The following is a 22554-nucleotide window of genomic DNA, read 5'->3' on the forward strand; positions in this document are numbered from 1 at the left end:
GCTTGCTCGCGATAGCGGTGTGACAGATTGTATGGATGTTGACTGACACGACGCCAGCTCGAGCAAGCTCACTCCCACTGGGACAAGGACATCATGCGATACATAGTTACCGCATAACGAAAATCGACCGGTGCTAGCCTGCGTTCATCTTATGGAAGAGAGAACGTCATGGACGCTACCACCTCAGCTGCACCCCCGGCACCGGTCTACCTGCTGTCTCCCGAACAGATTGCCGGCCCGTATTTCCGCAACCCCAAACTGATCCGCAGAAACATCAGCGAAGGCGCCGAAGGCGTTCCGTTGGTGCTGCGGCTGACCATTGTCGATGCCATGACCGGCGAGCCGGTCCCCGATGCGCTGGTGGATATCTGGCACTGCAATGCCCGCGGTGCCTATTCGGGCTGGAGCAAGATCAACCCGGACGTCGAGGTCGATACCGGTGACATCGGCGCCGTCCCGCGCACCGATGACGATACCTATCTGCGCGGCGGGCAGTTCACCGACAAGTCGGGCATCGTGCGCTTCACCACGATCTATCCCGGTTTTTACGCCGGTCGCGCATTGCACATTCACGTCGCCGTGCGCATCACGGCCGGTAACAACTATCTGCAAGAACGGCATGTTGCCTGGGTCGGGCAGCTTTACCTGCCTGAAGTGGCCTCTCGTTCGGTACTCGGTAGCCGACCGTACAGCGGCCGATCCGTACCGGCACTGACCAACGCTCAGGACTATTTTTACTCAACCATGGGCGGTGAAAAATCGACCTTGAGTGTGCACACCCTGGGGCGGGATTCGGCTGAAGACGGCTACTTCGGGCAGATGACCATCGGCATCGACACGTTCGCCGTGTCGACACAGATCAAGCCCGAGGACTTTGACAAGTACACCGTCTGAGGTCAGCCCAGCTCGGTCAGCGCCCTGACCAGCACATCCATGTCGGCCGCGGTGGTGGTAAGCCCCGGTGTAATGCGGATGCACGGACCGCATGCCGCGCCACTGCGGGTCACGGTGAACAGGTTGTATTCATTGAGCAGGCGCTCGACCATGGTTTGCTGGTCGGCATGCCGGGTAAAGCGCATCGAGGTGATGCCGCAATACAGGCGTGGGTCATCCGGGGTCAGGACTTCGACGCCCGGCAACTGCCGCGCCGCAGCGACCCAGCGGTTGCGCAGATAATTGAGCCGCGCGCCCTTGGCCGCGGCACCGCCCATCGCCCAATGTTCTTCGAGCACCAGCGGCAGGGTCATCAGCGCCGGGATGTTGGGGGTGCTGTACGAGGTACGGGCGCGAATGTCAGTGGGCGGAAAATGCATCTCGCCCATGTCCGGGTCGATGTCGGCCAGGCGTTCGGGTGCGATGTAGATAAAGCCGAGCGTCAACGGTGCGCCGATCCACTTGTGCAGATTGAAGCCGGCGAAGGCGATACCGAGCTCGGTCAGGTCGAATTCAAACTGGCCGAGGGCATGGGCGCCGTCGAGGATGACGTCGATGCCCTGTTCCTTTGCAGCCGCTGCAATCGCCTGCACCGGCATCACCAGGCCCGTGCGATGGGTGACGTGGGTCAGGGCCATCAGCTTCAGCCGCGGATAGCGCGCGAAGGCTTCCCGATAGGTATTGAGCAAGCTGTCGAAGGTTGCCGGGTGTGCGTGTTCGATCTCGATCACTTCGACACCGCGATTACGCGCCAGCCAACGCATGGCGCCTTTGACCGTGTCGTATTCCAGATCGCAAACCAGTACCTGGTCGCCTGGCTGCAGCCGGTTGTAGTTGCGGATCAGCGATTGCAAACCTTCCGAGGCGTTACGGGTCAGGGCGATGCTGTCGGCGGGTACGCCAATCAACCTGGCCAGTTGCGCGCGGATCTTCAGGCTGTCGCCCTGTTCGAAACGCTGGCGCACGTACACCGAATTGCTGCGGTTGATCAGTTCGATGTTGCGCTGGTATTCCTCGACCACCGTGCGCGACATGCGTGCGAAGTAACCGTTCTCCAGGTTGAGCGGGCCGGGTTCGACATCGTAGCGGTCGGCAAAGGTTCGCCAAAAGGCTTCATCATGGGCGCGGCGGGTGTTGTCGGGCATGGAGTACTCGGTAGGTGATTCAGTGGCGCGGGGCCGGCTTGCCGTGTTTGGCGCGCAGCGGTTCGAGCAAGTCCGACAAACCGTTGTGATCGATCTCCTGCATCAGGGCCAGCAGGCCGCCCAACTCGCCATGGGGGAAACCCTCCCGGGCGAACCAGTTCAGGTAAGGGCCGGGCAGGTCGGCAATGATTCGACCCTTGTATTTGCCGAAGGGCATTTCACGGGTGATCAGCAGTTCGAGCTTTTCAGGGTTCATCGATCAGTCGTCTTGATTCAGTCAGTCTGGAAAATACAGGCATTCTGCATGCAGGCCAAATGACAGATCATGCAAATAAAACGGATACAGATTTTTTGATAATGGATAACTATTTGAAAAGTAAAGAATAGTTAGACGATTCCGAGCTGGCACGCAGAGTGCAGCGTTCCTTACACCGTTCATCCGTCGTAAGGAGTTGAAAAATGACCGACATCAAAAAAGAAGCGATTTCTGTACTCAACGACCTGATTGAAACCAGCAAGGACGGTCAGGCCGGGTTCAAGACATGCGCTGAAGACATCAAGCACCCTGAACTCAAAACCCTGTTCATCAATCGGGCGAGCGATTGTGGTACGGCCGCTGCGGAGTTGCAGTCTGCCGTGCGTTCACTGGGTGGCGATCCGGAAACTTCCACCAGTGTCAGCGGCGACTTGCACCGTCGCTGGGTCGACGTGAAGTCGATGTTCACCGGCAAGGGCGAGGAGGCCGTGCTCAATGAAGCCGAGCGCGGAGAAGACCATGCGTTGAAGGCTTACCGCGACGCCATGGAGAAAATCAACAAGCACAACCTGGTGGGCATTCGCGACCTGGTTGAGCGTCAGTACCACGGCGTGCAGCGTAACCACGATCAGGTCAAGGCCCTGCGTAACCAGGCGCGTGCACGTTCGTAACAACTGGTTGAAACAACTGTGGGAGCGAGCTTGCTCGCGATAGCGCCAGATCAGTCAACATCAATGTTGAATGTCAGGCCCTCATCGCGAGCAAGCTCGCTCCCACAGTTTTTGCCCCGTCAATCAGCCAATGCTGATCGCCGGCAGCTCCGTCAACGTCACACTCTGTTGCTTGCGTGGCGCGAGGATTTCCGCCTCGCCATCCACCACCAGTTCATCGCGCTGGTTGAACACGCGAGTGGCGATGCGCACGCGAAACTTCGGCAGTTTTTCCAGGATTTCCAGGCGCACGGTCAGGGTGTCGCCGATCTTCACCGGCTTCTGAAAGCTCATTTGCTGGCCGATGTAGATGGTTCCCGGGCCAGGCAACTCGCAGGCGACCGCCGCGCTGATCAACGCGCCGCTGAACATGCCGTGGGCGATGCGCTCCTTGAACATGGTGCTGGCGGCGTATTCGGCATCCAGGTGTACCGGGTTGTGGTCGCCGGACATCGCAGCGAACAGCTGGATGTCGCGCTCTTCGACCGTCTTGCTGAAACTGGCGGTCTGCCCGACTTCGAGGGCTTCGTAAGGGGTGTTGGTAACCTGGGTCATCTGTCTCAATTCCTGTGACGAATTAAAAAATTCACAAAAAAAATCTATTCGGACCGGTGCGGCCGAGGAGCGCTCAAGGCCTGTGCGATCCAGTTCAGCACATCGGCGATGATTTCATCGCGGTTGCTCTCGTTGAACAGTTCGTGCCGCGCCTGTGGGTAAACGGTCAGTTGCAGGTGCTGGCTGCCGGCCGCTCGCAGCGCGTCGGCCAGATCCTTGAGACGTTTGCCTTCGCTCACCGGATCACATTCGCCGCCAATCACCAGCAGCGGCAGGCCCGGGTCGATCTGCGCGAGATTGGACGCTTTGCTGATTTGCTGCAAGCCGCCGAGCAAGTCGATCCACAGTTGATTGGTGCAACGGAAACCGCAGAGCGGGTCGTTGACGTACAGATCGACTTGCGCCGGATCGCGGCTGAGCCAGTCGAACGGTGTGCGTGCCGGTTTGAATTTGTTGTTGAACGAGCCGAACGACAGCCATTCGATCAATGCGCTGCGTCCTGTGCGGCCCTGGCGCAGGCGTTCGAGACGGGCGATTTGCCGTGCCGCGCGATAAAGCGCCACAGGCTGGAAGTTCGAGCCGCTGAGGATTGCCCCGTGCAGGCTGGCACTGTGGTGCAGCAGATAGGCCTGGGCGATGTAACTGCCCATGCTGTGACCGAGCAGCACGATCGGGACGCCAGGGTGCTGCTGGCCGATGTGCTGGTTGAGGCTGGCCAGGTCGCTCACGACCTTGCACCAGCCATCGTCATCGGCGAAATGCCCGAGTGTCCCGTTTTCGGCAGTTTTGCCATGTCCACGCAGGTCCGGCGCGCACACGCCATAGCCCTGGTCACAGAGCTTTTGCGCAAGGGGGCCATAGCGACCGCTGTGTTCGGCCATGCCGTGGGCCAGCAGAATCATTGCCTTGAGGCTGCCGTCGGGAAGCCACTGGTTGACGAAGAGGCGGCTGTGGTCGCTCGTGGTCAGCCAGAAAGTGTCATGGATCATGGCGGTTCCTTTGCATGAGGCTGCCTGGTCGCAAACAGCTCGTTGCAGTTTATAGCGCATCCTTGGCCGGGCGTCTGATCAGCCTACGCCACGGCAAGAAGATTCATACGGTCAATGACGGCCGTGGGCATATTTGCCTGCTACGTCATAACTGCTAGTGTCCGTGAAGCTCCGCTTTTTGCATTTTTTTTGAAAAATGACAGAAAAGTGGCCCCGGATAGATTCAGGTCAAAGAGGACAAGAACAATGCAACCTGATTTCTGGAATGACAAACGCCCGGCCGGTGTACCCCTGGATATCGATCTGGGAGCCTACAAGTCGGTGATCGAGGTGTTCGAGCGTTCCTGCAAGAAGTTTGCTGACCGCCCGGCGTTCAGCAACATGGGCGTGACCCTGACCTACGCCGAGCTGGAGCGCCAGAGCGCTGCCTTCGCCGGCTACCTGCAAGCCCACACCGACCTGGTGGCGGGGGACCGCATCGCGGTGCAGATGCCCAACGTCCTGCATTACCCGATTGCCGTGTTCGGGGCCTTGCGCGCCGGGTTGATCGTGGTCAACACCAATCCGCTGTATACCGCGCGGGAAATGCGCCATCAGTTCAAGGACTCCGGTGCCCGGGCGCTGGTGTACCTGAACATGTTCGGCCAGAAAGTCCAGGAAGTACTCCCCGACACCGATATCCAGTACCTGATCGAAGCGAAGATGGGCGACCTGATGCCCGCCGCCAAGGGGTGGCTGGTCAACACGGTGGTGAGCAAGGTCAAGAAGATGGTCCCGGACTATTCCTTGCCCCAGGCCGTTTCTTTCAAGAGCGCATTGCGCATGGGCCGTGGCCTGGGTATCAAGCCACTGAAGGTCGGCCTCGACGACATCGCCGTGCTGCAGTACACCGGCGGCACCACGGGCCTGGCCAAGGGCGCGATGCTGACCCATGGCAACCTGGTGGCGAACATGCAACAGGCACGGGCCTGCCTGGGACAGTTCGGCAGCGACGGGCAACCGTTGTTGCGCGAAGGGCAGGAGGTGATGATCGCGCCGCTGCCGCTGTACCACATCTATGCCTTCACAGCGAACTGCATGTGCATGATGGTGACGGGCAACCACAACGTGCTGATCACCAATCCGAGGGACATCGCCGGCTTCATCAAGGAACTGAAGAACTGGCGGTTCTCGGCGTTGCTGGGGCTGAACACATTGTTCGTTGCGCTGATGGATCATCCGGACTTCAAGACCCTGGACTTCTCCAGCCTCAAGCTCACCAACTCCGGCGGCACTGCGCTGGTCAAGGCCACTGCCGAGCGTTGGGAACAACTGACCGGTTGCCGCATCACCGAAGGTTACGGCCTGACCGAAACTTCGCCGGTGGCTTGCACCAACCCCTATGGCGACCAGTCGCGGATCGGCACGGTCGGCCTGCCGGTGCCAGGCACCACGCTGAAAGTCATCAATGATGACGGTGTCGAACAACCTTTGGGCGAACGCGGCGAGCTGTGCATCAAGGGCCCGCAGATCATGAAGGGCTACTGGCAGAAACCTGATGCCACGGCCGAGGTGCTGGATGCCGAGGGCTGGTTCAAGTCCGGTGACATTGCGGTGATCGACCCGGATGGCTTCGTGCGCATCGTTGACCGCAAGAAGGACATGATCATTGTCTCGGGCTTCAACGTGTACCCGAACGAAATCGAAGACGTCGTGATGGCTCACCCGAACGTCGCCAACTGTGCGGTCATCGGTGTGCCCGACGAGCGGTCGGGGGAGGCGGTGAAGCTGTTCGTGGTGGCCCGTGAAGCGGGCGTCAGCCTTGAAGAGTTGAAGGCTTACTGCAAGGAGAACTTCACGGCGTACAAGGTACCCAAGCACATCGTGCTGCGGGAGTCCCTGCCGATGACGCCGGTGGGCAAGATCCTGCGGCGGGAGTTGCGTGATATCGCCTGATCGGTGAATGGCCGATCCCTGTAGGAGCGAGCGCGCTCGCGATGGACGTCAACGATAACGCGCCCTGTCTGAATGATCGCGTTGCCCGGACGTTTTTCGCGAGCAAGCTCGCTCCTGCAGGTTTAAGCGAAAGCCCCGGATTTCGGGGCTTTCAGGGGATTATAGAATTTTTGCTCTAAAATGACCAATCGCTAGTCTTGAGTCACAAATGTGACCGTAGAGGCCGCTTTTGGCTCTAGTCGACCCTTGGCAAAGCTGCTACTCTCGGCGCGCTTTGTGACTTCTCGGCCTACTATCAGCCAGATTCACCAATGACCAAACACCAATAATAATCGCATCAAATGCGGTGCTGAATTCGCGTTGCTGAGGAGTGGGCTTCCATGATCGAAGACTTTTGGAAGGATAAGTACCCAGCTGGGATTGCTGCCGACATCAATCCCGACGAGTATCCGAATATTCAGGCAGTGTTGAAGCAATCCTGCCAACGCTTCGCCAACAAGCCGGCATTCAGCAACCTGGGCAAGACACTCACCTACGGTGAACTGTACGAATTGTCCGGTGCGTTTGCCGCTTACCTGCAACAGCATACCGATTTGCAACCCGGCGATCGAATCGCCGTGCAACTGCCCAACGTGTTGCAGTACCCGGTAGCCGTCTTCGGTGCAATCCGCGCCGGGCTGATCGTGGTCAACACCAACCCGCTCTACACTGCGCGGGAAATGGAACACCAATTCAACGACTCCGGTGCCAAGGCCCTGGTCTGCCTGGCCAACATGGCGCACCTGGCGGAAACCGTGGTGCCGAAAACCGGCGTCAAGCACGTGATCGTCACCGAAGTCGCCGACCTGCTGCCGCCACTCAAGCGTCTGCTGATCAACAGCGTCATCAAGTACGTGAAGAAGATGGTGCCGGCCTATCACTTGCCCAAGGCCGTCAAGTTCAACGACGTGCTGAGCAAAGGCCTGGGCCAGCCAGTGGCGGAAGCCAACCCGGCCAGTGGTGATGTCGCTGTACTGCAATACACCGGCGGCACCACCGGTGTGGCCAAGGGCGCGATGCTGACCCACCGCAACCTGGTGGCGAACATGCTGCAGTGCAAGGCGCTGATGGGCTCCAACCTCAATGAAGGTTGCGAGATCCTGATCACGCCGCTGCCGCTGTACCACATCTATGCGTTCACCTTTCACTGCATGGCGATGATGTTGGCGGGTAACCACAACATCCTGATCAGCAACCCGCGCGATCTGCCGGCGATGGTCAAGGAACTGTCGAAGTGGAAGTTCAGCGGCTTCGTTGGCCTGAACACGCTGTTCGTGGCCCTGTGCAACAACGAAGGCTTCCGCAAGCTGGACTTCTCCGCGCTGAAAGTCACCTTGTCGGGGGGCATGGCCCTGCAACTGGCCGCGGCCGAACGCTGGAAAGCGGTGACCGGTTGCGCCATCTGCGAAGGCTACGGCATGACCGAAACCAGCCCGGTGGCGACGGTGAACCCGATCCAGCACATCCAGGTCGGCACCATTGGCATTCCGGTGCCGTCGACCCTGTGCAAAATCATCAATGATGCCGGTGTCGAGCAGCCGCTGGGCGAAATCGGCGAGCTGTGCGTGAAGGGGCCGCAGGTCATGAAGGGCTACTGGCAGCGCCAGGAAGCCACGGATGAAATCCTCGACAGCGAAGGCTGGTTGAAGACCGGCGACATCGCGCTGATCCAGCCCGATGGCTTCATGCGCATTGTCGATCGCAAGAAAGACATGATCCTGGTGTCCGGTTTCAACGTGTACCCGAACGAGCTCGAAGACGTGCTGGCCACTCTGCCGGGCGTGCTGCAATGCGCGGCAATCGGTGTGCCGGACGAAAAGTCGGGCGAGGCGATCAAGATTTTCATCGTTGCCAAGCCGGGCGTGACCCTGACCAAGGAACAGGTGATGGAGCACATGCGCGCCAACGTCACCGGCTACAAGGTCCCGCGCTCCGTGGAGTTTCGCGATGCACTGCCGACCACCAACGTCGGCAAGATCCTGCGTCGTGAATTGCGCGATGAAGAGCTGAAGAAGATCAACGCGAAGAAAGCCACCGCGTAACCAACAAAAAGCCCCGCAAATGCGGGGCTTTTTGTTTTTAGCGAAATCAGAAGTGCCTTTGTGGCGAGGGGGCTTGCCCCCGTTCGACTGCGCAGCAGTCGCAGATCCTGTGGGCTCGGTGAGTCTGATGGACTGCAGTTGCAGATTTCAGGGCCGCTTCGCAGCCCAACGGGGGCAAGCCCCCTCGCCACAGGGATCGATGTTACAAGCGAAACGGTGCGAAGTTGACGTTGGTGCCCGCCGGGCGCATGTCCTGCAGGAAGGAGTCCTTGTCGGCGCTCAGTTCCAGGCTCAATGCCGCCTTGCGCTTGCCTTCATTGCGCACCACCAGGCCTTCGAGCTTCTCACGCAGGAACACGGTCGGCACTTTCAGGTGCAGCAGTTCGTCGGTGTCCGGCGTGTGCATCAGCAGGTGAATCCACTCGTACTGACCCACGGCCAGGCGCGATACCGGGATGTCGAACCACCAGATATTGCGGTTGCGGTTCAATTCGGTGAAGTGGCAGTTGTTGACGCCAAGCACAGCACCGCCGAGTTCCTGGTTTCTGCGGGCAATGGCCTGCTTCTTATCGAGTTTCATAACGTTCCTACGGGATTGGATCTTCAGCGCCAAGGCCTGAATGTGTTGCGCATTCTCAAGGGTTGGCCCGCAAACATAAAGCGCAACCTGCACTGAACGATGAAATGTCGTGGTGAAATAAATGAAACTCCCTGCAAAAGCCCCCGGTCAACCTTGTGTAACGACTTTCCTGCATTGAAATGTCTTTAATGAAAAGAAGACGCGACCATCTTCAGATGGCCGTTTTTGTGTCAGCCTGAACTTGCACGCCGAATTTGTTTCAAAGTCGCCAACTGGGCTACCTTGATGAAAGAAAACAGCCCCTGAGTCGCCACGACTTCACCCCCAATCCGTATGCGGCGAATGGAGACGCTAATGATTTTCCCGGACATGAGAGGCTTGCCCCTGCACCGTGTGATGATGCGCACGGTCACCGAGTTCGTCGCCGACGAGATGTCGACCTATGCCTCGGCGCTGGCCTATCAAATGCTCTTTTCGCTGTTTCCGTTCATTCTGTTTCTGATCGCCCTGATCGGCTTCCTGCATCTGCCCGACTTCTTCTCCTGGCTGCGCCTGCAATCGGAACTTGTATTGCCGCCCCAGGCGCTGGAGCAGGTCAACCCGGTGATCGACCAGCTTCAGCAGTCCAAGGGGGGGCTGCTGTCAGTGGGTATCGTGATTGCGCTGTATACCGCCTCTGCCGGTGTGCGGCTGATGATGAGCGCGATGAACGCAGCCTACGACGTGGTTGAAGGGCGCCCGCTGTGGAAACGCTTTCCGTTGTCGATCATCTACACTGTCGGCATTGCCGGCATGCTGCTGATCGCCGCAGCGCTGATGGTGCTCGGGCCTCAGGTGATGGGCTGGATCGCTGCGCAAGTCGGGCTTGAGTACTTCATCGTCACCCTCTGGACCATCGCGCGCTGGCCGGTGATCGTGATTCTGCTGATGGTCGCGGTGGCGTTGATCTACTACGTCATGCCCGATGTCAAACAGGAATTCCGCTTCATCACCCCAGGCTCGGTGCTGGCGGTGGTGGTATGGATCATCGCGTCCCTGGGCTTCGGTTTGTACGTCAAGGAGTTCGCCAACTACAACGCCATGTATGGCAGTATCGGTGCGATTATCGTGCTGTTGCTGTACTTCTACATTTCCGCCGCGGTGCTGCTGCTGGGCGCGGAGATGAACGCCGTGATCGAGCACATGTCACGAGAGGGCAAGGACCCTGGCGAAAAAGTGGCTGGCGAGCATGGTCCCGTCCATGAGGAAAAGCACCACGTGTCGGGGCTGGGCCGCGATCACTCACAACCGAAACCGACCATTGACGAAACCTGATCATGATTCGTGAAATTCTGAAAATGGGCGATGAGCGCCTACTGCGCATTGCCCCGCCAGTGCCGGCCGAAATGTTTGACAGCCCCGAGCTGTGGCAGCTGATCGATGACATGTTCCAGACCATGGAAAGCGTGGGGGGCGTTGGCCTGGCTGCTCCGCAGATCGGCGTCGACCTGCAACTGGTGATCTTCGGTTTCGAGCACAGCGAGCGTTATCCGGATGCCGAGGCCGTGCCGCAGACGATCCTGATCAACCCGTTGATCACACCGCTGAGCCCGATCCTGGAAGAGGGCTTTGAAGGCTGTTTGTCCGTGCCTGGCCTGCGTGGCGCGGTGCAGCGTTATCAACAGATTCGCTACGAAGGCGTCGACCCCAAGGGCGAGCCCATCGTGCGTTTTGCCTCGGGGTTTCATGCGCGGGTGGTGCAACATGAGTGTGACCACCTGATCGGCCGCCTGTACCCGTCGCGCATTACCGACTTCAGCAAGTTTGGCTTCACCGAGGTGATGTTCCCGGACCTGGATCCCAACGCGGACGACTAGACTCACTGCAAACCCCTGTGGGAGCGAGCTTGCTCGCGATGGCGGTGTATCAGTTGCCTACAATGCTGACTGACCGGACCTCATCGCGAGCAAGCTCGCTCCCACATTGGATCTCCAACTGGCTTGAGTCAGTTAAACGCCTGGCGCCAACCCCATAGCAATCATCGGCTTGCTGCGCGCGTATCGGCTCAACCGTTCAACCATCGCGTAAGGCATCGGCGGATCGAAAGTAAACCCGCGCCGCTCATAAAACCCCCGCAAATCCGGATGACAGAACAACCACACCGGCTGTTCGCAATCCTTCACCGCTGCCGCAATCAACCCGGCGGCAAGCCCTTGTTCGCGACAGGCCGGATCGACAAACAACCCGGTCAGCCAATGCCCGCCGGACACCGGACGCAAACACAGCGCGGCAACTATCTGGTCACGTCGGGCCACCCACAACTGCGCGTCGCGCACGGCTTTCATCGACGATTGGTGAGCGCGGTAGAACTTGTTCATCAATGGCCATAAAGGCTCGTCGAGCAGGGTGTATCGGGTCTCGGGCATGGTTTTGGACTGTCGGTATGCAAAGCGGGCGATTATAAAAGAACGCGCGCGCCGGGATAGGTGTATACCTGATCTCACATCCCCATGAGTGGAGTACGCATCATGTCCAAAGGTATGGATTCAAAGAAATCGGCGAAAAAGAAACCGGTGAAAACCGCCATTGAAAAGCGCGCGGACAAGAAGGCCAAAAAAGTTGGCGTATTCGGTCACTGATCCGCGTTGATTGATCGCTCCCATGCAACATGGGAGCGATCCTCCTGAAAATAATCTGCAAGATTTCCCAAGGCCATTGCACAGAAGGGGACTGGTCCCCGATCTGAGCAACGCCATGCCCCATTACTTTGATAGCGCCCACCAAGAAGAAATCGAAACACTGCGCCGACGCTTCACCGCGCGCACCGATTGGCCGACCTGGTTGCTGTTGATCGGTGTGTATGGCGGCTGGTTTGGCATCGTGTTGAACAGCCATCGATTGGGTTTATGGTGGAGCACGCTGTTGCTGACTCCATTGCTGGTGCTGTGGTTATCCGTGCAACACGAACTGCTGCACGGTCATCCCACGCGCTGGCCAACCCTGAACAAAATCCTTGGCTACGCGCCGTTTGCCGTCTGGTATCCGTACACCCTGTATCGCGACAGCCATTTGCAGCATCACCGCGACGAGGACCTGACGATCCCCGGTCGCGATCCGGAAAGCCGTTACTTGAGCGCCGGGCAGTGGCAGGGCAGTTCACCGCTGGTGCGCAGCCTGCACTGGCTGAACAAAACCGTGCTCGGTCGTTTTTCCCTGGGGGCACCGCTGGCCTTGCTGGCATTGGCCCGTGAAGAGCTGCAACGCCTCAGGGCAGGCGAGCGCCAGGCTTGGCTGATGTGGTTGAGTCACGGCTTGATGACCGGGTTGATGCTGCTGTTCATCGCGAACTTCAGCCTGTTGCCGGTTTGGCATTACCTGTTTTTGATCAGTGTGCCGGCGCTGTCGATCGCCATGATTCGCTCCTACTATGAACATCGACCTCATGCCGCGCCGGAGCAACGCACGGTGCTCAATGAAGCGGCGTGGCCGTGGCGCTGGCTGTTCCTGAACCTCAATTTTCATCTGGTGCACCACGAGTTGCCGGGGTTGCCCTGGTACGACTTGCCCCGCGCCTACAGGGCCCGCCGCGACCAATGGCTGGCGCGTAGCGGCGGGTTTCTGGTGCGGGGTTATGGGCAGTTGTGGCGTGAACATGGAGTCAAAGCCATCGACAGCCCGAGGCATCCGTTTTACTGATTTGTTGCTACCAACTGAGTTCCCTTGTGGGAGCGAGCTTGCTCGCGATGGCGTCGTGTCAGTCAACATCCAGGCAATATGTCACACCGCTATCGCGAGCAAGCTCGCTCCCACAGAGGGGGCTTTGTTACATGGAAAACTTCGATGACCCAACACTTCGCCGAACTGCTGATGTACACCGCCCCCGACCCCATCCACCAGGCCAACGAACGCTGGCTGACGCGAATCCTCGAGCACCTGGGCGACACCCGCCGGGATGCCGAAGGCCTGTCACTGCTGGACTTGTGGTTGTCGCCGCACTTGTTGCTCACCCAAACCTGCGGCTATCCGCTGATGACGGCATTGCGCGGCAAGGTCCGGGTGCTGGGGCGGCCTCGTTATGAGCTGCCGGACAGCAGTGGCGGCAATCATTGCAGCCTGCTGTTGTGCCGTGTCGATGACCGGCGACAGACCTTGGCGGATTTTCGCCACAGCCGAGGGGGGATCAATAGCCAGGACTCCAACAGCGGCATGAATTTGCTGCGCCACCGTTTGGCATCCTTGCAACGTGACGGGCGGTTTTTTGCCCAGGTCGGAATCAGCGGCAGCCATCGCGAAAGCCTACGCTGGTTACGCGAAAACCTAGCCGATCTGGCGGCCATCGACAGCGTGACCTTCGCCTATCTGGCACGCCACGCCGCAGAGGAAGTGGCCGGTTTGCGGGTGATTGCCCGCAGTGCGCTCAGTCCTGCCTTACCGTTCATTACTGCCGCGACGGTCAGCGATGAGCAGGCTGAAGAGCTCCTGCGGGTGATGAACCTGGCGTTGCGCGAGCTGCCGGAGGTTGCCGAAACCCTCGGTTTGCCAGAGGTACTGCCCACCAACGAAAGCGACTATCAGATTGTGCTCGACTATCAGCGTGAGGCCGAAGCGCTGGGGTATGGGGATTTGCGATAGCGGCCTGTCAGGTATTTTTTTAAGTCCATAAATGAATATAAAAATAAGTTTTAAATATTATTAATGAATAAGTCTCCTTGCTAGGATTCGCCTCACCGGACCACCGGACATTCAGCGACCCCTAACCCAGGAGCCCCTATGTCCGGCGCCGATATTCTTCATCGCAAACAGGTGGACGGATTGTTCCGCGCCCACTACCTCTGGCTCTGCACGCGCCTGCGTCAGTCTCTGAACGATGCCGCCGCTGTCGAAGACATTGCCTGCGAAACCTTCGTGCAACTGCTGCAGGCCCCTGGCCTGACGGCAATCCGTGAACCCCGTGCGTTGCTCACCACCATCGCCCAGCGCCTGCTCTATCAGCGTTGGCGTCGAGGTGACCTGGAGCGCCAGTACCTTCAACAACTGCAACAGGCCGAGCCGATCCACGCCGAATCGCCGGAGGAGCTGGCTCAGGTGTCCCAGACCCTGACCCGGGTGGATCGCAGTCTTCAGCGGCTGCCTGGCAAAGTCCGCTCTACCTTCCTGCTGTCACGGATCGACGGCCTGACCTATCCGCAAATTGCCGCTGCGCTGGGCATCTCCCTGCGTTCTGTCAGCGACTACATGACCCGCTCCCAAGCCCTGTGCGACCGGCACAGCGCCAACCAATCCCTGAACCGTCCCCTCCAGAACAAGAGGTCCGCATGAGATCGATCAAAACCCTGCTCGGCAGTTCGTTGCTGGCCCTGAGCCTGTTGTCCCACCCGGCATCGGCCACGGAAAAAGCGGCACCTATTCACTTTGGTGACATCACTTGGGAAAGTGGCAGCCTTATCACCGAAATCCTGCGCCTGATCGTTGAAAAAGGTTACGGCTACCCGACCGACACGTTGCCAGGCAGTACCGTCAGCCTTGAAGCGGCGCTGGCCAAAAACGACATCCAGGTCATCGGTGAAGAGTGGGCCGGACGCAGCCCTGCCTGGGTCAAGGCGGCGGCGGAGGGCAAGGTGTTCGGCCTTGGCGATACGGTCAAAGGCGCCACCGAAGGCTGGTGGGTGCCGGAGTACGTGATCAAGGGCGATCCGGAGCGCGGCATCAAGCCCTTGGCCCCGGAGTTGAAATCCGTTGCCGACCTGGCGAAGTACAAGGACGTGTTCCGTGACCCCGAAGACCCGAGTCGCGGACGCTTCCTCAACAGCCCGACCGGCTGGACCTCGGAAATCGTCAACAGCCAGAAACTCAAGGCCTATGATCTGACCGCCAGCTACGTCAACTTCCGCACGGGGTCCGGTGCCGCGCTGGATGCCGAGGTGGCCTCGTCGATCCGCCGTGGCAAACCGGTGCTGTTCTACTACTGGTCGCCGACACCACTGCTGGGGCGGTTCAAACTGGTGAAACTCGACGAGCCGCCATTCGATGCCGAAGCCTGGAAAACCCTGGCCGACGCCAACAACCCGAACCCCAAAGGCACGCGCTCGATGCCGGCCAGCCTGGCCATCGGCGTATCGGCACCGTTCAAGGCGCAATACCCGGACCTGGTGACGTTCTTTGAAAAGGTCGATTTGCCGATTGATCTGTTGAACCAGACCTTGGGTCAGATGAGTGAAAAACGGCAGAAACCCCGAGAAGTCGCCGAAGCGTTTTTGCGTGAGCAGCCGCAGGTATGGAAGGGCTGGGTGCCGGGAGAGGTGGCCACCAAGGTAAGTGCCAGCTTGTAGTTTGTTCTGAAAGTTCTGCAGTGTTTGAGCTGCAACCATTCGCGAGCAAGCCCGCTCCCACATTGAATCTGTGATTTCCACAAAACCTGTGGTCACCGCCGATCCCCTGTGGGAGCGGGCTTGCTCGCGAATGGTCTACAGCCTTAAGCCAGTTCGGCAGCCAGCGCCGCTCTCACTACCGACCGCTGATCTGTCTAGTTCTCCGAGTATTTCCCCCCTCGACAAGCTGCTGAACCGATTTTGTCCTCAGTAGTGGCAGACTAGTGGCCTTGCAAGCCCGAGGTTGCTGTCTATGATCAGGTGTAACTAACTGTATCGACCCTCATGAGGTGGTCGATCTCTGGTCGCAGAGTGCGCAATCGAAGGCACCAACACTTGATGGCAAGGAGCTGTCCGCTAAATGGAATTTGTTGTGAATCTGTTAGGGCTGGCCCGCATGCGGGCTATCAAGAGAAGGATGTCTTGATGAGCGTGTCGCTGTAAGGACCCTCCGATTGAACATCATTTATCACCTGACTAGTCCTTCTTTTTGGAGGGATGCGTGTGCCTGTTCCACGGAGCGTAGTGGTGGATTTGAAAGACCTGCAACGTTCATCAATCAAAAAACCGCGCGGAAGGTGATACGACAATGTTCAACCTACATCACAAGGCCGACCTGCTGGAAATTGAACGGTTCAGTTGCGCGCTGACTGAGGCTAATGCCAAGTTGGCGGCGATCAGTCATTCGATGGCGATGATTGAATTCACTCCGGACGGCATCGTCATCGATGCCAACGAAAATTTTTGCAATGCCATGGGCTACAGCGCTGACGAGGTGCGCGGCAAACATCACCGGGTCTTTTGTGAAGAGCAGTATTACCGCAGCGATGAGTACACCAAGTTATGGCGTGACCTGGCGCGGGGCGAGCCGCTGGGCGGGACCTTTTTGCGCTTGCACAAGTGTGGCCGGGAGATCTGGCTCGAAGCCAGTTACATGCCGGTGCTGGGCCCCGACCGGCAGGTGAAAAGTGTGATCAAGGTAGCCACCGACATCACCGCACGGATCAACAAGGAACACGAAAACGAAAGCAGGCTCGCCGCGATCGGCCGCTCGATGGCCGTGATCGAATTCACGCCCGAAGGCAAGGTCATCAGCGCCAACGAGAACTTCCTGAAAACCATGCAGTACTCGCTCAACGAAGTGGTGGGGCAGCATCACAGCCTGTTCTGCCACCGTGCCGAAGCCGAGTCCCAGGGTTACCGGAATTTCTGGGCTTCGCTCAACCGCGGCGAATATCACTCCCATCGTTTCGAGCGCAGGAACAAGCAAGGTCAGACGGTATTCCTGGAAGCCTCCTACAACCCGTTGTTCGACGCCAAGGGGCGGTTGTACAAGGTGGTCAAGTTCGCCAGCGATATCACCCACCAGATGACCACCCTGCAAACCGCCGCAGAATCGGCCCACAGCACTTCGGTACAAAACGACGTCTGCGCGCGCAAGGGGTCCGAGGTGGTGCAGCAGACAGTGCAGATCATCCAGGATATTTCCCGGGACTTGAACGAGGCGGCACTGAGCATCGACGCCGTGAGCAAACAGTCCGACATCATCGGCACCATCGTGCAGACCATCCGCGGCATTGCCGATCAGACCAACCTGCTGGCGCTCAACGCGGCGATCGAAGCGGCCCGTGCCGGAGAGCACGGGCGCGGGTTTGCGGTGGTAGCCGATGAAGTGCGCAGCCTTGCGGCGCGCACCAGTCAGGCGACGCTGGAGATTGTCGAGGTGGTGCGCAAGAACCACGATTTGTCGCTCAGCGCGGTGTCGAGCATGCAATCGAGCCTGAGTCGAACCGGCCTCGGCGTGGAACTAGCGAACGAGGCAGGGGAGGTGATTCTGGAAATCCAGCAGGGCTCGCGGCATGTGGTGGATGCGATCAGTCAGTTCAACTCGACATTGCAATTGAACTAGTCGCGGTAACTGCGATGGTCGATAACGATGACGCGTGTTTCCTGGCTGAACGCGGCGCTCTTGCATCCATCGCGAGCGAGCTCGCTCCTACAAAAAACGCCGACCCACTGTAGGAGCGAGCTTGCTCGCGATGGACGTCAACGATAACGCGTGAAAGCTGGTTGAACGCGGTGTTCTCAGGTCCTTCGCGAGCAAGCTCGCTCCTACAAACAACAGCGCGGCATTTTGCGGCTCCTCAAGGCAAGCCGTTGCAGCCGTGCTTGAGGAAACCCGGACGCTGCGCCAGGCGCTGGAAATATTCATCGACGGAGGGGTAGTCAGGCCGGTCGATCGGCGTCATCAGCCAGCGATTGACCGACAAACCGATGACAACGTCGGCCAGGGTAAAGTGTGGTCCGGCGACATACGCCTTGGTGGTCGCGAGTTGATGTTCGAGGATGCCCATTTTCTGGTTCCAGCTACGAATGCCGACTTCAAGGCTATGCGGGTCCTGGAATTCCGGGTCCTTGCGCACCAGTGCCATGAACGGGTATCTCCAGGACGGATTGAGCTCGGTGGCTTGCCAGTCCATCCACTGCTCCACCCGAGCGCGGGCGGCCGGTTCGATGGGCAGCAACTCGCTGTGATGGTGGTGGTGTTTGCCAGCCAGATAGCGGCAGATGGTATTGGACTCCCACAACACGCCGGCTTCATCGATGATCACCGGCACCTGTGCGTTGGGATTGAAGCGCAGGAACTCGGGGCTGTGGGTGGACGCGAAACCACTGCCCCAGTCCTCGCGTTCGTAGGCAATACCCAGCTCCTCGCAAGTCCACAGGACTTTTCGGACGTTGATGGACGAGGCTTTGCCGAGAATCTTCAGTGCATGTTCCATTTTGCTACTCCGTCAGCGAATCATGGCGTCGGGAATTCATAGTGTGCCTGCCGACGGCTGACATCAAGTCTGCAGGATCCGCAGGACCAGACGTAAACCTGTAGGAATGGTCCGTAGGCAAGGGGTATCAGAGGATTTCTGCAGACAGTGATTTCTTGCGGAATTACCTACGACTACGCCAGAATCCGCCGACTTGTGCGCCTGGTATCCGGACTCGTATTGTTCCGTGTCGCTGCAAATTCAGCGATCGGGTCTAGCAGCCTGGATACTTTAGACGCATGGCGTCCACCGTTCGTGATCGGTTCACGTTATGGCGGCTGTGTGTGGGAAGACCTTCGGGTCTACCGGGTTCTAGAGTCCTGGTCTGCTAGCCCGCGCACGGCTGCCACCTTAATTTCGTCTAGCAGCGAATCGTGGCAGCTCCATCACTCTAGGAGCATTGCCATGTTCAAACCCACGCCCAACCCCCCACGCAATCCCAGCCCAATGTTCACCATTTCACCCGGCATCAATAACGAAACGCTGTTGGCGCACGCCTGCGAATCACTGGCCTCGGCAAGTGTCATGACCAATGACTTTGCTACGTTTCTGGAAGGTAGCCATCGCAACACGGCGCTGGCGATCGCACAGATCATCATGCTGGCCGAGCTGGCGGTGAACCGGGTGCTGGATAACCTCGATCCGCAGGATTGAACACTGAGCGGGGGCGAGAGGCTTTCCCTGTGGCGAGGGGGCTTGCCCCCGTTCGGCTGCGGAGCAGTCGTAATCCAGTTCACGGGTTTTACCTGTATGACTGCGGCGTCTGTTTTTGGGGCTGCTTCGCAACCCAACGGGGGCAAGCCCCCTCGCCACAAAATCTCACTTCACTGCGGGTGTGGCGTGCTTACGTGCTTTCGCGCACCTTCAACTCAAACCCCATGTCCTGCACCGGTTTGGCCACGGTGTTGCCGGCCATCAGCGTCAGCATCTGCTCCGCCGCGCGACGGCCGATGGCTTCGCGGGGGGTATTGATGCTGCTCAGGCGCGGGACCATGTGTTCGGACATGGGCAAGTCGTTGAAGCCGAGGATCGCCACCTGTTCGGGGATCTTGATCCCGTTGCGCATGGCTTCGAGCAGGGCGCCCTGGGCCAGGTCGTCGTTGCCGAAGAAGATCGCATCGACATCCGGATGACTGGCCAGCAGTTGCAGGAACAACTCACCGCCGAGGCCGACGGAGGAGGAGCGGGGCGTCAGCACTTCCAGGTCCGGGTCATACCGACCGGCCTTTTGCAGGGCTTTGCGGAAACCTTCGCCGCGCAACAAGGTGCGCTGGTCCAGCTGCGCGCCGATGTAGGCCAGACGCTTGCGGCCGCGGGACAGCAAGTGTTCGGCAGCCGTTTCGCCGGCCGCCAGTTGCGAAAAGCCAACGCAATTGAGCCCGGCGGCGCTGTCCAGTTCCATCATGTACACACACGGAATATTGCTGGCTTCGATCATCCGCCGCGAACTTTCGGTGCGGTCGAAACCCGTCAGCAATAAGCCGCGCGGTTGATAGGCCATGTAGTTGCGCAGCAGGTTTTCTTCTTCATCGCGCGAATAATGGAAGTTGCCGATCAGCACTTCGAAGCCCTTGGGGCGCAAAACCCGATGAATGGCTTCCAGGGTGTCAATGAACAGCAGGTTGGACAGCGACGGCACCAAAACCACGACTGACTGGCTCTGGGCCGAGGCCAAGGCGCGGGCGGCAGGGTTGACCACATAGTTGAGCTCAAGCGCCGCTTTTTGCACCTTTTCCACAAGTTCAGTGGCCACGGTGCTGACGCCACGCAAGGCGCGGGAGGCGGTGATCGGGCTGACGCCGGCCAGTCGGGCAACTTCGTTCAGGGTAGGGCGGCCAGTGGTGCGAGTATTTTTATCGTTCTTGGTTGTGTTCATCGACGGCTTGCCAAACAAAATTCAAGGCACTAAGGTAGCGCTGTCTCGATGCAGCTGCAAATGCGTGAGCGAGGGTTCGCCTGATCCTTGCTTTTTGGTGTTGGGACCTAACCTGCTGCAACCCATAAAATGACAAGAAAGGCGTCGGCAACTTCTGCTTTTGGTCTAGTGTCATAACTGGCAAAGGTAGCGCTGTCTGCGCGCTGAGGTGTTACATGAATCATCCCATCACCGCCCTGGTCATCATGGGCGTTGCCGGTTGCGGCAAGACGTGCGTCAGCGAGGCCCTATGCCATTTGAGCGGCGCCACTGCCATTGAAGGCGACTCTTTTCACCCTGCCGCCAATATCGAAAAGATGAGCGCGGGGATTCCCCTGAACGATGAAGACCGTGCCGGCTGGCTCGACAGCCTGTGCGATGAACTGCGCCGTGTCGACGCCAAGGGCCAGCGCCCGGTGCTGACCTGTTCGGCTCTCAAGCACGTCTATCGCGAACGTCTGCGCAGTGCCTTGCCGGGCCTGGGCTTCGTGTTCCTTGAGTTGACCCCCGAAGTCGCCGCCGACCGTGTCTCCCATCGGCCAGGCCACTTCATGCCGTCGACCCTGATCGACAGCCAGTTCGCCACCCTCGAATCGCCCGTCGGCGAGCCGTTGACCCTGGCGCTGGATGCTTCGACCCATAGTGTCGAGCAACTGGCGGCGCAGGCTCATGCCTGGTGGCAGGCGAATGGCCTGAAACAGGCGGTATGACTGTGCTCGCAAAGACAGCGCTGTCCTCACGACTTCTGATCAACCCGCTTAAATAACAACAACAACCAGGAGACACCCCTAATGTTTGGCATGTCCCACGAGACGTTCCTGCTGCTCGATGCAGTGGTCACGGTGATCGGGCTTATCGTCCTGATCACCAAGTTCAAGTTGCACCCATTTCTCGCACTGATCATCGCCGCAGCCTTCCTCGGGCTGACCTCCGGCATGCCGATCGGCACCATCATCAAGGCGTTCCAGGACGGCTTCGGTGGCGTGCTTGGTTTCGTCGGCATCATCCTGGCGCTGGGCACCATGCTCGGCAAAATGATGGCCGAATCAGGCGGTGCGGATCAGATTGCGCAGACGTTGATCCGCGCCTTCGGCAAGGACAAGGTGCAGTGGGCGATGATGTTCGCCGCGTTCCTGGTCGGCATTCCGCTGTTCTTCGAAATCGGCTTCGTGCTGCTGATTCCGCTGGTGTTCATCGTGGCCCGTCGCACTGGCGTGTCGATCATCAAGATCGGTATCCCGCTGCTGGCCGGTCTGTCCGCGGTACACGGCCTGGTGCCGCCGCACCCGGGCCCGCTGCTGGCCATCGGCGTGTTCGGTGCCGACATCGGTAAAACCATTCTGTACGGCCTGATCGTTGCGTTGCCAACCGCCATCATCGCTGGCCCGATCTTCGGTACGTTCATTGCCAAGCACATCCCCGGTCATCCGAACCAGGAGCTGGTGGATCAACTGTCGCGCGAAACGGATTCGGCTGAACTGCCGAGCTTCGGCATCACGCTGGTGACCGTGCTGCTGCCGGTGTTCCTGATGCTGCTCAAGACGTTTGCCGACGTGGTGCTGCCCGATGGCAACATCTTCCGCGCCTTCATGGACCTGATCGGTCACCCGATTTCGGCGTTGCTGCTGGCATTGCTGCTGTCGCTGTATACCTTCGGCTACAAGCAGGGCATCGGTTCCAGCCAAATGATGAAATGGCTGGATGCCAGCCTCGCGCCGACCGCCGCGATCATCCTGATCATCGGTGCCGGTGGTGGCTTCAAGCAGATGCTGGTGACCAGCGGCGTGGGTGACGTGATCGGCCACATGGCGGTGAACGCACAGATCTCGCCGATCCTGCTGGCCTGGCTGGTGGCGGCGGTGATTCGTATCGCGACCGGTTCAGCGACCGTGGCGACCATCACTGGCGCCGGCATCGTGGTGCCGGTGGTGGGGATGATTCCGGGTGTGAACCGTGAGCTGCTGGTGCTGGCCACCGGTGCAGGCTCCCTGATCCTGTCCCACGTCAACGACGCCGGTTTCTGGTTGGTGAAGCAGTACTTCAACATGACCGTGGCCGAAACCTTCAAGACCTGGACCGCGATGGAAACCATCCTCTCCGTGGTTGGCCTGGGCTTTATCCTGTTGTTGTCGCTGTTCGTTTAAGCGATTCGACAGACACAAAAAAACCGCTGCGATGCGGTTTTTTTGTGGGTGATCGATTTACAGGTTGTACATAAATCCACTGTGGGAGCGAGCTTGCTCGCGATGGCGTCGTATCAGTCAACTTTAATGGCGACTGAAACAC

General features: G+C 59.0%; 21 protein-coding genes and 2 pseudogenes. 15 read left to right on the forward strand and 8 right to left on the reverse strand.

Going from position 1 to position 22554, the window contains the following annotated elements; all coding sequences use genetic code 11:
* Positions 1-168: 168 nt before the first annotated feature.
* Positions 169-894, forward strand: a complete 726-nt coding sequence (locus KW840_RS01830) for an intradiol ring-cleavage dioxygenase (protein WP_218494307.1) — start codon at positions 169-171, stop codon at positions 892-894.
* Positions 895-896: 2 nt separating this feature from the next.
* Here the strand turns inward: KW840_RS01830 and KW840_RS01835 are convergent, their stop codons facing one another.
* Complete coding sequence (locus KW840_RS01835) at positions 897-2078, reverse strand: aminotransferase class V-fold PLP-dependent enzyme (protein ID WP_218494308.1); 1182 nt, start codon at positions 2076-2078, stop codon at positions 897-899.
* 19 nt (positions 2079-2097) lie between these two features.
* A complete protein-coding gene (locus KW840_RS01840; RefSeq protein ID WP_003227425.1) occupies positions 2098-2334 on the reverse strand; it encodes a DUF3820 family protein in 237 nt (78 codons plus the stop codon).
* A gap of 203 nt (positions 2335-2537) precedes the next feature.
* On the opposite strand from KW840_RS01840, the gene KW840_RS01845 reads away from it, so the two are divergent.
* Positions 2538-3005, forward strand: a complete 468-nt coding sequence (locus KW840_RS01845; RefSeq protein ID WP_057713558.1) for a PA2169 family four-helix-bundle protein — start codon at positions 2538-2540, stop codon at positions 3003-3005.
* Between the two features lie 123 nt (positions 3006-3128).
* Here KW840_RS01845 and KW840_RS01850 read toward each other — a convergent pair whose 3' ends face one another.
* Together KW840_RS01850 and KW840_RS01855 are read right to left on the reverse strand one after the other, a co-directional pair.
* The gene (locus KW840_RS01850) at positions 3129-3599 is read right to left on the reverse strand and encodes a MaoC family dehydratase (RefSeq protein WP_007974451.1); all 471 of its coding nucleotides are present in this window, start codon (positions 3597-3599) and stop codon (positions 3129-3131) included.
* Between the two features lie 44 nt (positions 3600-3643).
* Positions 3644-4588, reverse strand: coding sequence for an alpha/beta hydrolase (locus KW840_RS01855; protein ID WP_090457399.1), 945 nt, complete (start codon positions 4586-4588; stop codon positions 3644-3646).
* Positions 4589-4834: 246 nt separating this feature from the next.
* On the opposite strand from KW840_RS01855, the gene fadD2 reads away from it, so the two are divergent.
* Positions 4835-6523 (forward strand): long-chain-fatty-acid--CoA ligase FadD2, encoded by a 1689-nt coding sequence (gene fadD2 / locus KW840_RS01860; RefSeq protein ID WP_057713560.1) that lies wholly within the window; start codon positions 4835-4837, stop codon positions 6521-6523.
* 380 nt (positions 6524-6903) lie between these two features.
* Positions 6904-8604, forward strand: a complete 1701-nt coding sequence (gene fadD1, locus KW840_RS01865) for a long-chain-fatty-acid--CoA ligase FadD1 (protein WP_090457395.1) — start codon at positions 6904-6906, stop codon at positions 8602-8604.
* 202 nt (positions 8605-8806) lie between these two features.
* Here fadD1 and KW840_RS01870 read toward each other — a convergent pair whose 3' ends face one another.
* A complete protein-coding gene (locus KW840_RS01870) occupies positions 8807-9184 on the reverse strand; it encodes a hypothetical protein (RefSeq protein ID WP_057713562.1) in 378 nt (125 codons plus the stop codon).
* 354 nt (positions 9185-9538) lie between these two features.
* Between KW840_RS01870 and KW840_RS01875 the strand changes: the two genes are divergently transcribed.
* Positions 9539-10498 (forward strand): YihY/virulence factor BrkB family protein, encoded by a 960-nt coding sequence (locus KW840_RS01875; protein WP_090457393.1) that lies wholly within the window; start codon positions 9539-9541, stop codon positions 10496-10498.
* Between the two features lie 2 nt (positions 10499-10500).
* Positions 10501-11040, forward strand: coding sequence for a peptide deformylase (def, locus tag KW840_RS01880; RefSeq protein ID WP_150813272.1), 540 nt, complete (start codon positions 10501-10503; stop codon positions 11038-11040).
* 132 nt (positions 11041-11172) lie between these two features.
* Here the strand turns inward: def and KW840_RS01885 are convergent, their stop codons facing one another.
* Complete coding sequence (locus KW840_RS01885) at positions 11173-11589, reverse strand: GNAT family N-acetyltransferase (protein WP_057713565.1); 417 nt, start codon at positions 11587-11589, stop codon at positions 11173-11175.
* A 328-nt stretch (positions 11590-11917) separates the two neighbouring features.
* Here KW840_RS01885 and KW840_RS01890 point away from each other — a divergent pair, with 328 nt between their 5' ends.
* The 6 genes and pseudogenes from KW840_RS01890 to KW840_RS28895 form a co-directional block, all read left to right on the forward strand.
* On the forward strand, positions 11918-12859 hold the full coding sequence (locus KW840_RS01890) for a fatty acid desaturase (RefSeq protein ID WP_218494309.1): 942 nt from the start codon (positions 11918-11920) through the stop codon (positions 12857-12859).
* Positions 12860-13003: 144 nt separating this feature from the next.
* On the forward strand, positions 13004-13795 hold the full coding sequence (locus KW840_RS01895) for a phosphate/phosphite/phosphonate ABC transporter substrate-binding protein (RefSeq protein ID WP_218494310.1): 792 nt from the start codon (positions 13004-13006) through the stop codon (positions 13793-13795).
* A gap of 138 nt (positions 13796-13933) precedes the next feature.
* Complete coding sequence (locus tag KW840_RS01900; protein ID WP_218494311.1) at positions 13934-14482, forward strand: sigma-70 family RNA polymerase sigma factor; 549 nt, start codon at positions 13934-13936, stop codon at positions 14480-14482.
* Positions 14479-15492 (forward strand): ABC transporter substrate-binding protein, encoded by a 1014-nt coding sequence (locus KW840_RS01905; RefSeq protein WP_057399024.1) that lies wholly within the window; start codon positions 14479-14481, stop codon positions 15490-15492. The genes KW840_RS01900 and KW840_RS01905 overlap by 4 nt, the downstream gene beginning before the upstream one ends.
* A gap of 628 nt (positions 15493-16120) precedes the next feature.
* Positions 16121-16894 (forward strand): annotated as a pseudogene (locus tag KW840_RS28890) (PAS domain-containing protein); the annotation flags it as partial.
* Between the two features lie 138 nt (positions 16895-17032).
* Positions 17033-17440 (forward strand): annotated as a pseudogene (locus KW840_RS28895) (methyl-accepting chemotaxis protein); the annotation flags it as partial.
* A 235-nt stretch (positions 17441-17675) separates the two neighbouring features.
* On the opposite strand, the gene KW840_RS01915 reads toward KW840_RS28895, so the two are convergent.
* Positions 17676-18314 (reverse strand): glutathione S-transferase family protein, encoded by a 639-nt coding sequence (locus KW840_RS01915; RefSeq protein WP_218494313.1) that lies wholly within the window; start codon positions 18312-18314, stop codon positions 17676-17678.
* Positions 18315-18758: 444 nt separating this feature from the next.
* Here KW840_RS01915 and KW840_RS01920 point away from each other — a divergent pair, with 444 nt between their 5' ends.
* Positions 18759-19007: a DUF6124 family protein gene (locus tag KW840_RS01920; protein ID WP_154909382.1), complete on the forward strand. Its 249-nt coding sequence runs from the start codon at positions 18759-18761 to the stop codon at positions 19005-19007.
* Positions 19008-19197: 190 nt separating this feature from the next.
* Here the strand turns inward: KW840_RS01920 and KW840_RS01925 are convergent, their stop codons facing one another.
* Positions 19198-20229 (reverse strand): LacI family DNA-binding transcriptional regulator, encoded by a 1032-nt coding sequence (locus KW840_RS01925; RefSeq protein WP_057713572.1) that lies wholly within the window; start codon positions 20227-20229, stop codon positions 19198-19200.
* A 215-nt stretch (positions 20230-20444) separates the two neighbouring features.
* Between KW840_RS01925 and KW840_RS01930 the strand changes: the two genes are divergently transcribed.
* Together KW840_RS01930 and KW840_RS01935 are read left to right on the forward strand one after the other, a co-directional pair.
* On the forward strand, positions 20445-20978 hold the full coding sequence (locus KW840_RS01930; RefSeq protein ID WP_057713573.1) for a gluconokinase: 534 nt from the start codon (positions 20445-20447) through the stop codon (positions 20976-20978).
* 81 nt (positions 20979-21059) lie between these two features.
* Complete coding sequence (locus tag KW840_RS01935; protein ID WP_057713574.1) at positions 21060-22412, forward strand: GntP family permease; 1353 nt, start codon at positions 21060-21062, stop codon at positions 22410-22412.
* Positions 22413-22554 lie beyond the last annotated feature (142 nt).

Origin of the sequence: Pseudomonas sp. PDM30 (assembly GCF_019218985.1) — a bacterium.
Classification (GTDB): domain Bacteria; phylum Pseudomonadota; class Gammaproteobacteria; order Pseudomonadales; family Pseudomonadaceae; genus Aquipseudomonas; species Aquipseudomonas jessenii.

Coding starts and splice junctions, on each gene's coding strand:
- KW840_RS01930 (WP_057713573.1), top strand. CDS start 20,445: ATGAATCATCCCATCACCGCCCTGGTCATCATGGGCGTTGCCGGTTGC.
- fadD1 (WP_090457395.1), top strand. CDS start 6,904: ATGATCGAAGACTTTTGGAAGGATAAGTACCCAGCTGGGATTGCTGCC.
- KW840_RS01920 (WP_154909382.1), top strand. CDS start 18,759: ATGTTCAAACCCACGCCCAACCCCCCACGCAATCCCAGCCCAATGTTC.
- KW840_RS01885 (WP_057713565.1), bottom strand. CDS start 11,589: ATGCCCGAGACCCGATACACCCTGCTCGACGAGCCTTTATGGCCATTG.
- KW840_RS01845 (WP_057713558.1), top strand. CDS start 2,538: ATGACCGACATCAAAAAAGAAGCGATTTCTGTACTCAACGACCTGATT.
- fadD2 (WP_057713560.1), top strand. CDS start 4,835: ATGCAACCTGATTTCTGGAATGACAAACGCCCGGCCGGTGTACCCCTG.
- def (WP_150813272.1), top strand. CDS start 10,501: ATGATTCGTGAAATTCTGAAAATGGGCGATGAGCGCCTACTGCGCATT.
- KW840_RS01895 (WP_218494310.1), top strand. CDS start 13,004: ATGACCCAACACTTCGCCGAACTGCTGATGTACACCGCCCCCGACCCC.
- KW840_RS01890 (WP_218494309.1), top strand. CDS start 11,918: ATGCCCCATTACTTTGATAGCGCCCACCAAGAAGAAATCGAAACACTG.
- KW840_RS01835 (WP_218494308.1), bottom strand. CDS start 2,078: ATGCCCGACAACACCCGCCGCGCCCATGATGAAGCCTTTTGGCGAACC.
- KW840_RS01850 (WP_007974451.1), bottom strand. CDS start 3,599: ATGACCCAGGTTACCAACACCCCTTACGAAGCCCTCGAAGTCGGGCAG.
- KW840_RS01840 (WP_003227425.1), bottom strand. CDS start 2,334: ATGAACCCTGAAAAGCTCGAACTGCTGATCACCCGTGAAATGCCCTTC.
- KW840_RS01875 (WP_090457393.1), top strand. CDS start 9,539: ATGATTTTCCCGGACATGAGAGGCTTGCCCCTGCACCGTGTGATGATG.
- KW840_RS01855 (WP_090457399.1), bottom strand. CDS start 4,588: ATGATCCATGACACTTTCTGGCTGACCACGAGCGACCACAGCCGCCTC.
- KW840_RS01905 (WP_057399024.1), top strand. CDS start 14,479: ATGAGATCGATCAAAACCCTGCTCGGCAGTTCGTTGCTGGCCCTGAGC.
- KW840_RS01900 (WP_218494311.1), top strand. CDS start 13,934: ATGTCCGGCGCCGATATTCTTCATCGCAAACAGGTGGACGGATTGTTC.
- KW840_RS01830 (WP_218494307.1), top strand. CDS start 169: ATGGACGCTACCACCTCAGCTGCACCCCCGGCACCGGTCTACCTGCTG.
- KW840_RS01915 (WP_218494313.1), bottom strand. CDS start 18,314: ATGGAACATGCACTGAAGATTCTCGGCAAAGCCTCGTCCATCAACGTC.
- KW840_RS01925 (WP_057713572.1), bottom strand. CDS start 20,229: ATGAACACAACCAAGAACGATAAAAATACTCGCACCACTGGCCGCCCT.
- KW840_RS01935 (WP_057713574.1), top strand. CDS start 21,060: ATGTTTGGCATGTCCCACGAGACGTTCCTGCTGCTCGATGCAGTGGTC.
- KW840_RS01870 (WP_057713562.1), bottom strand. CDS start 9,184: ATGAAACTCGATAAGAAGCAGGCCATTGCCCGCAGAAACCAGGAACTC.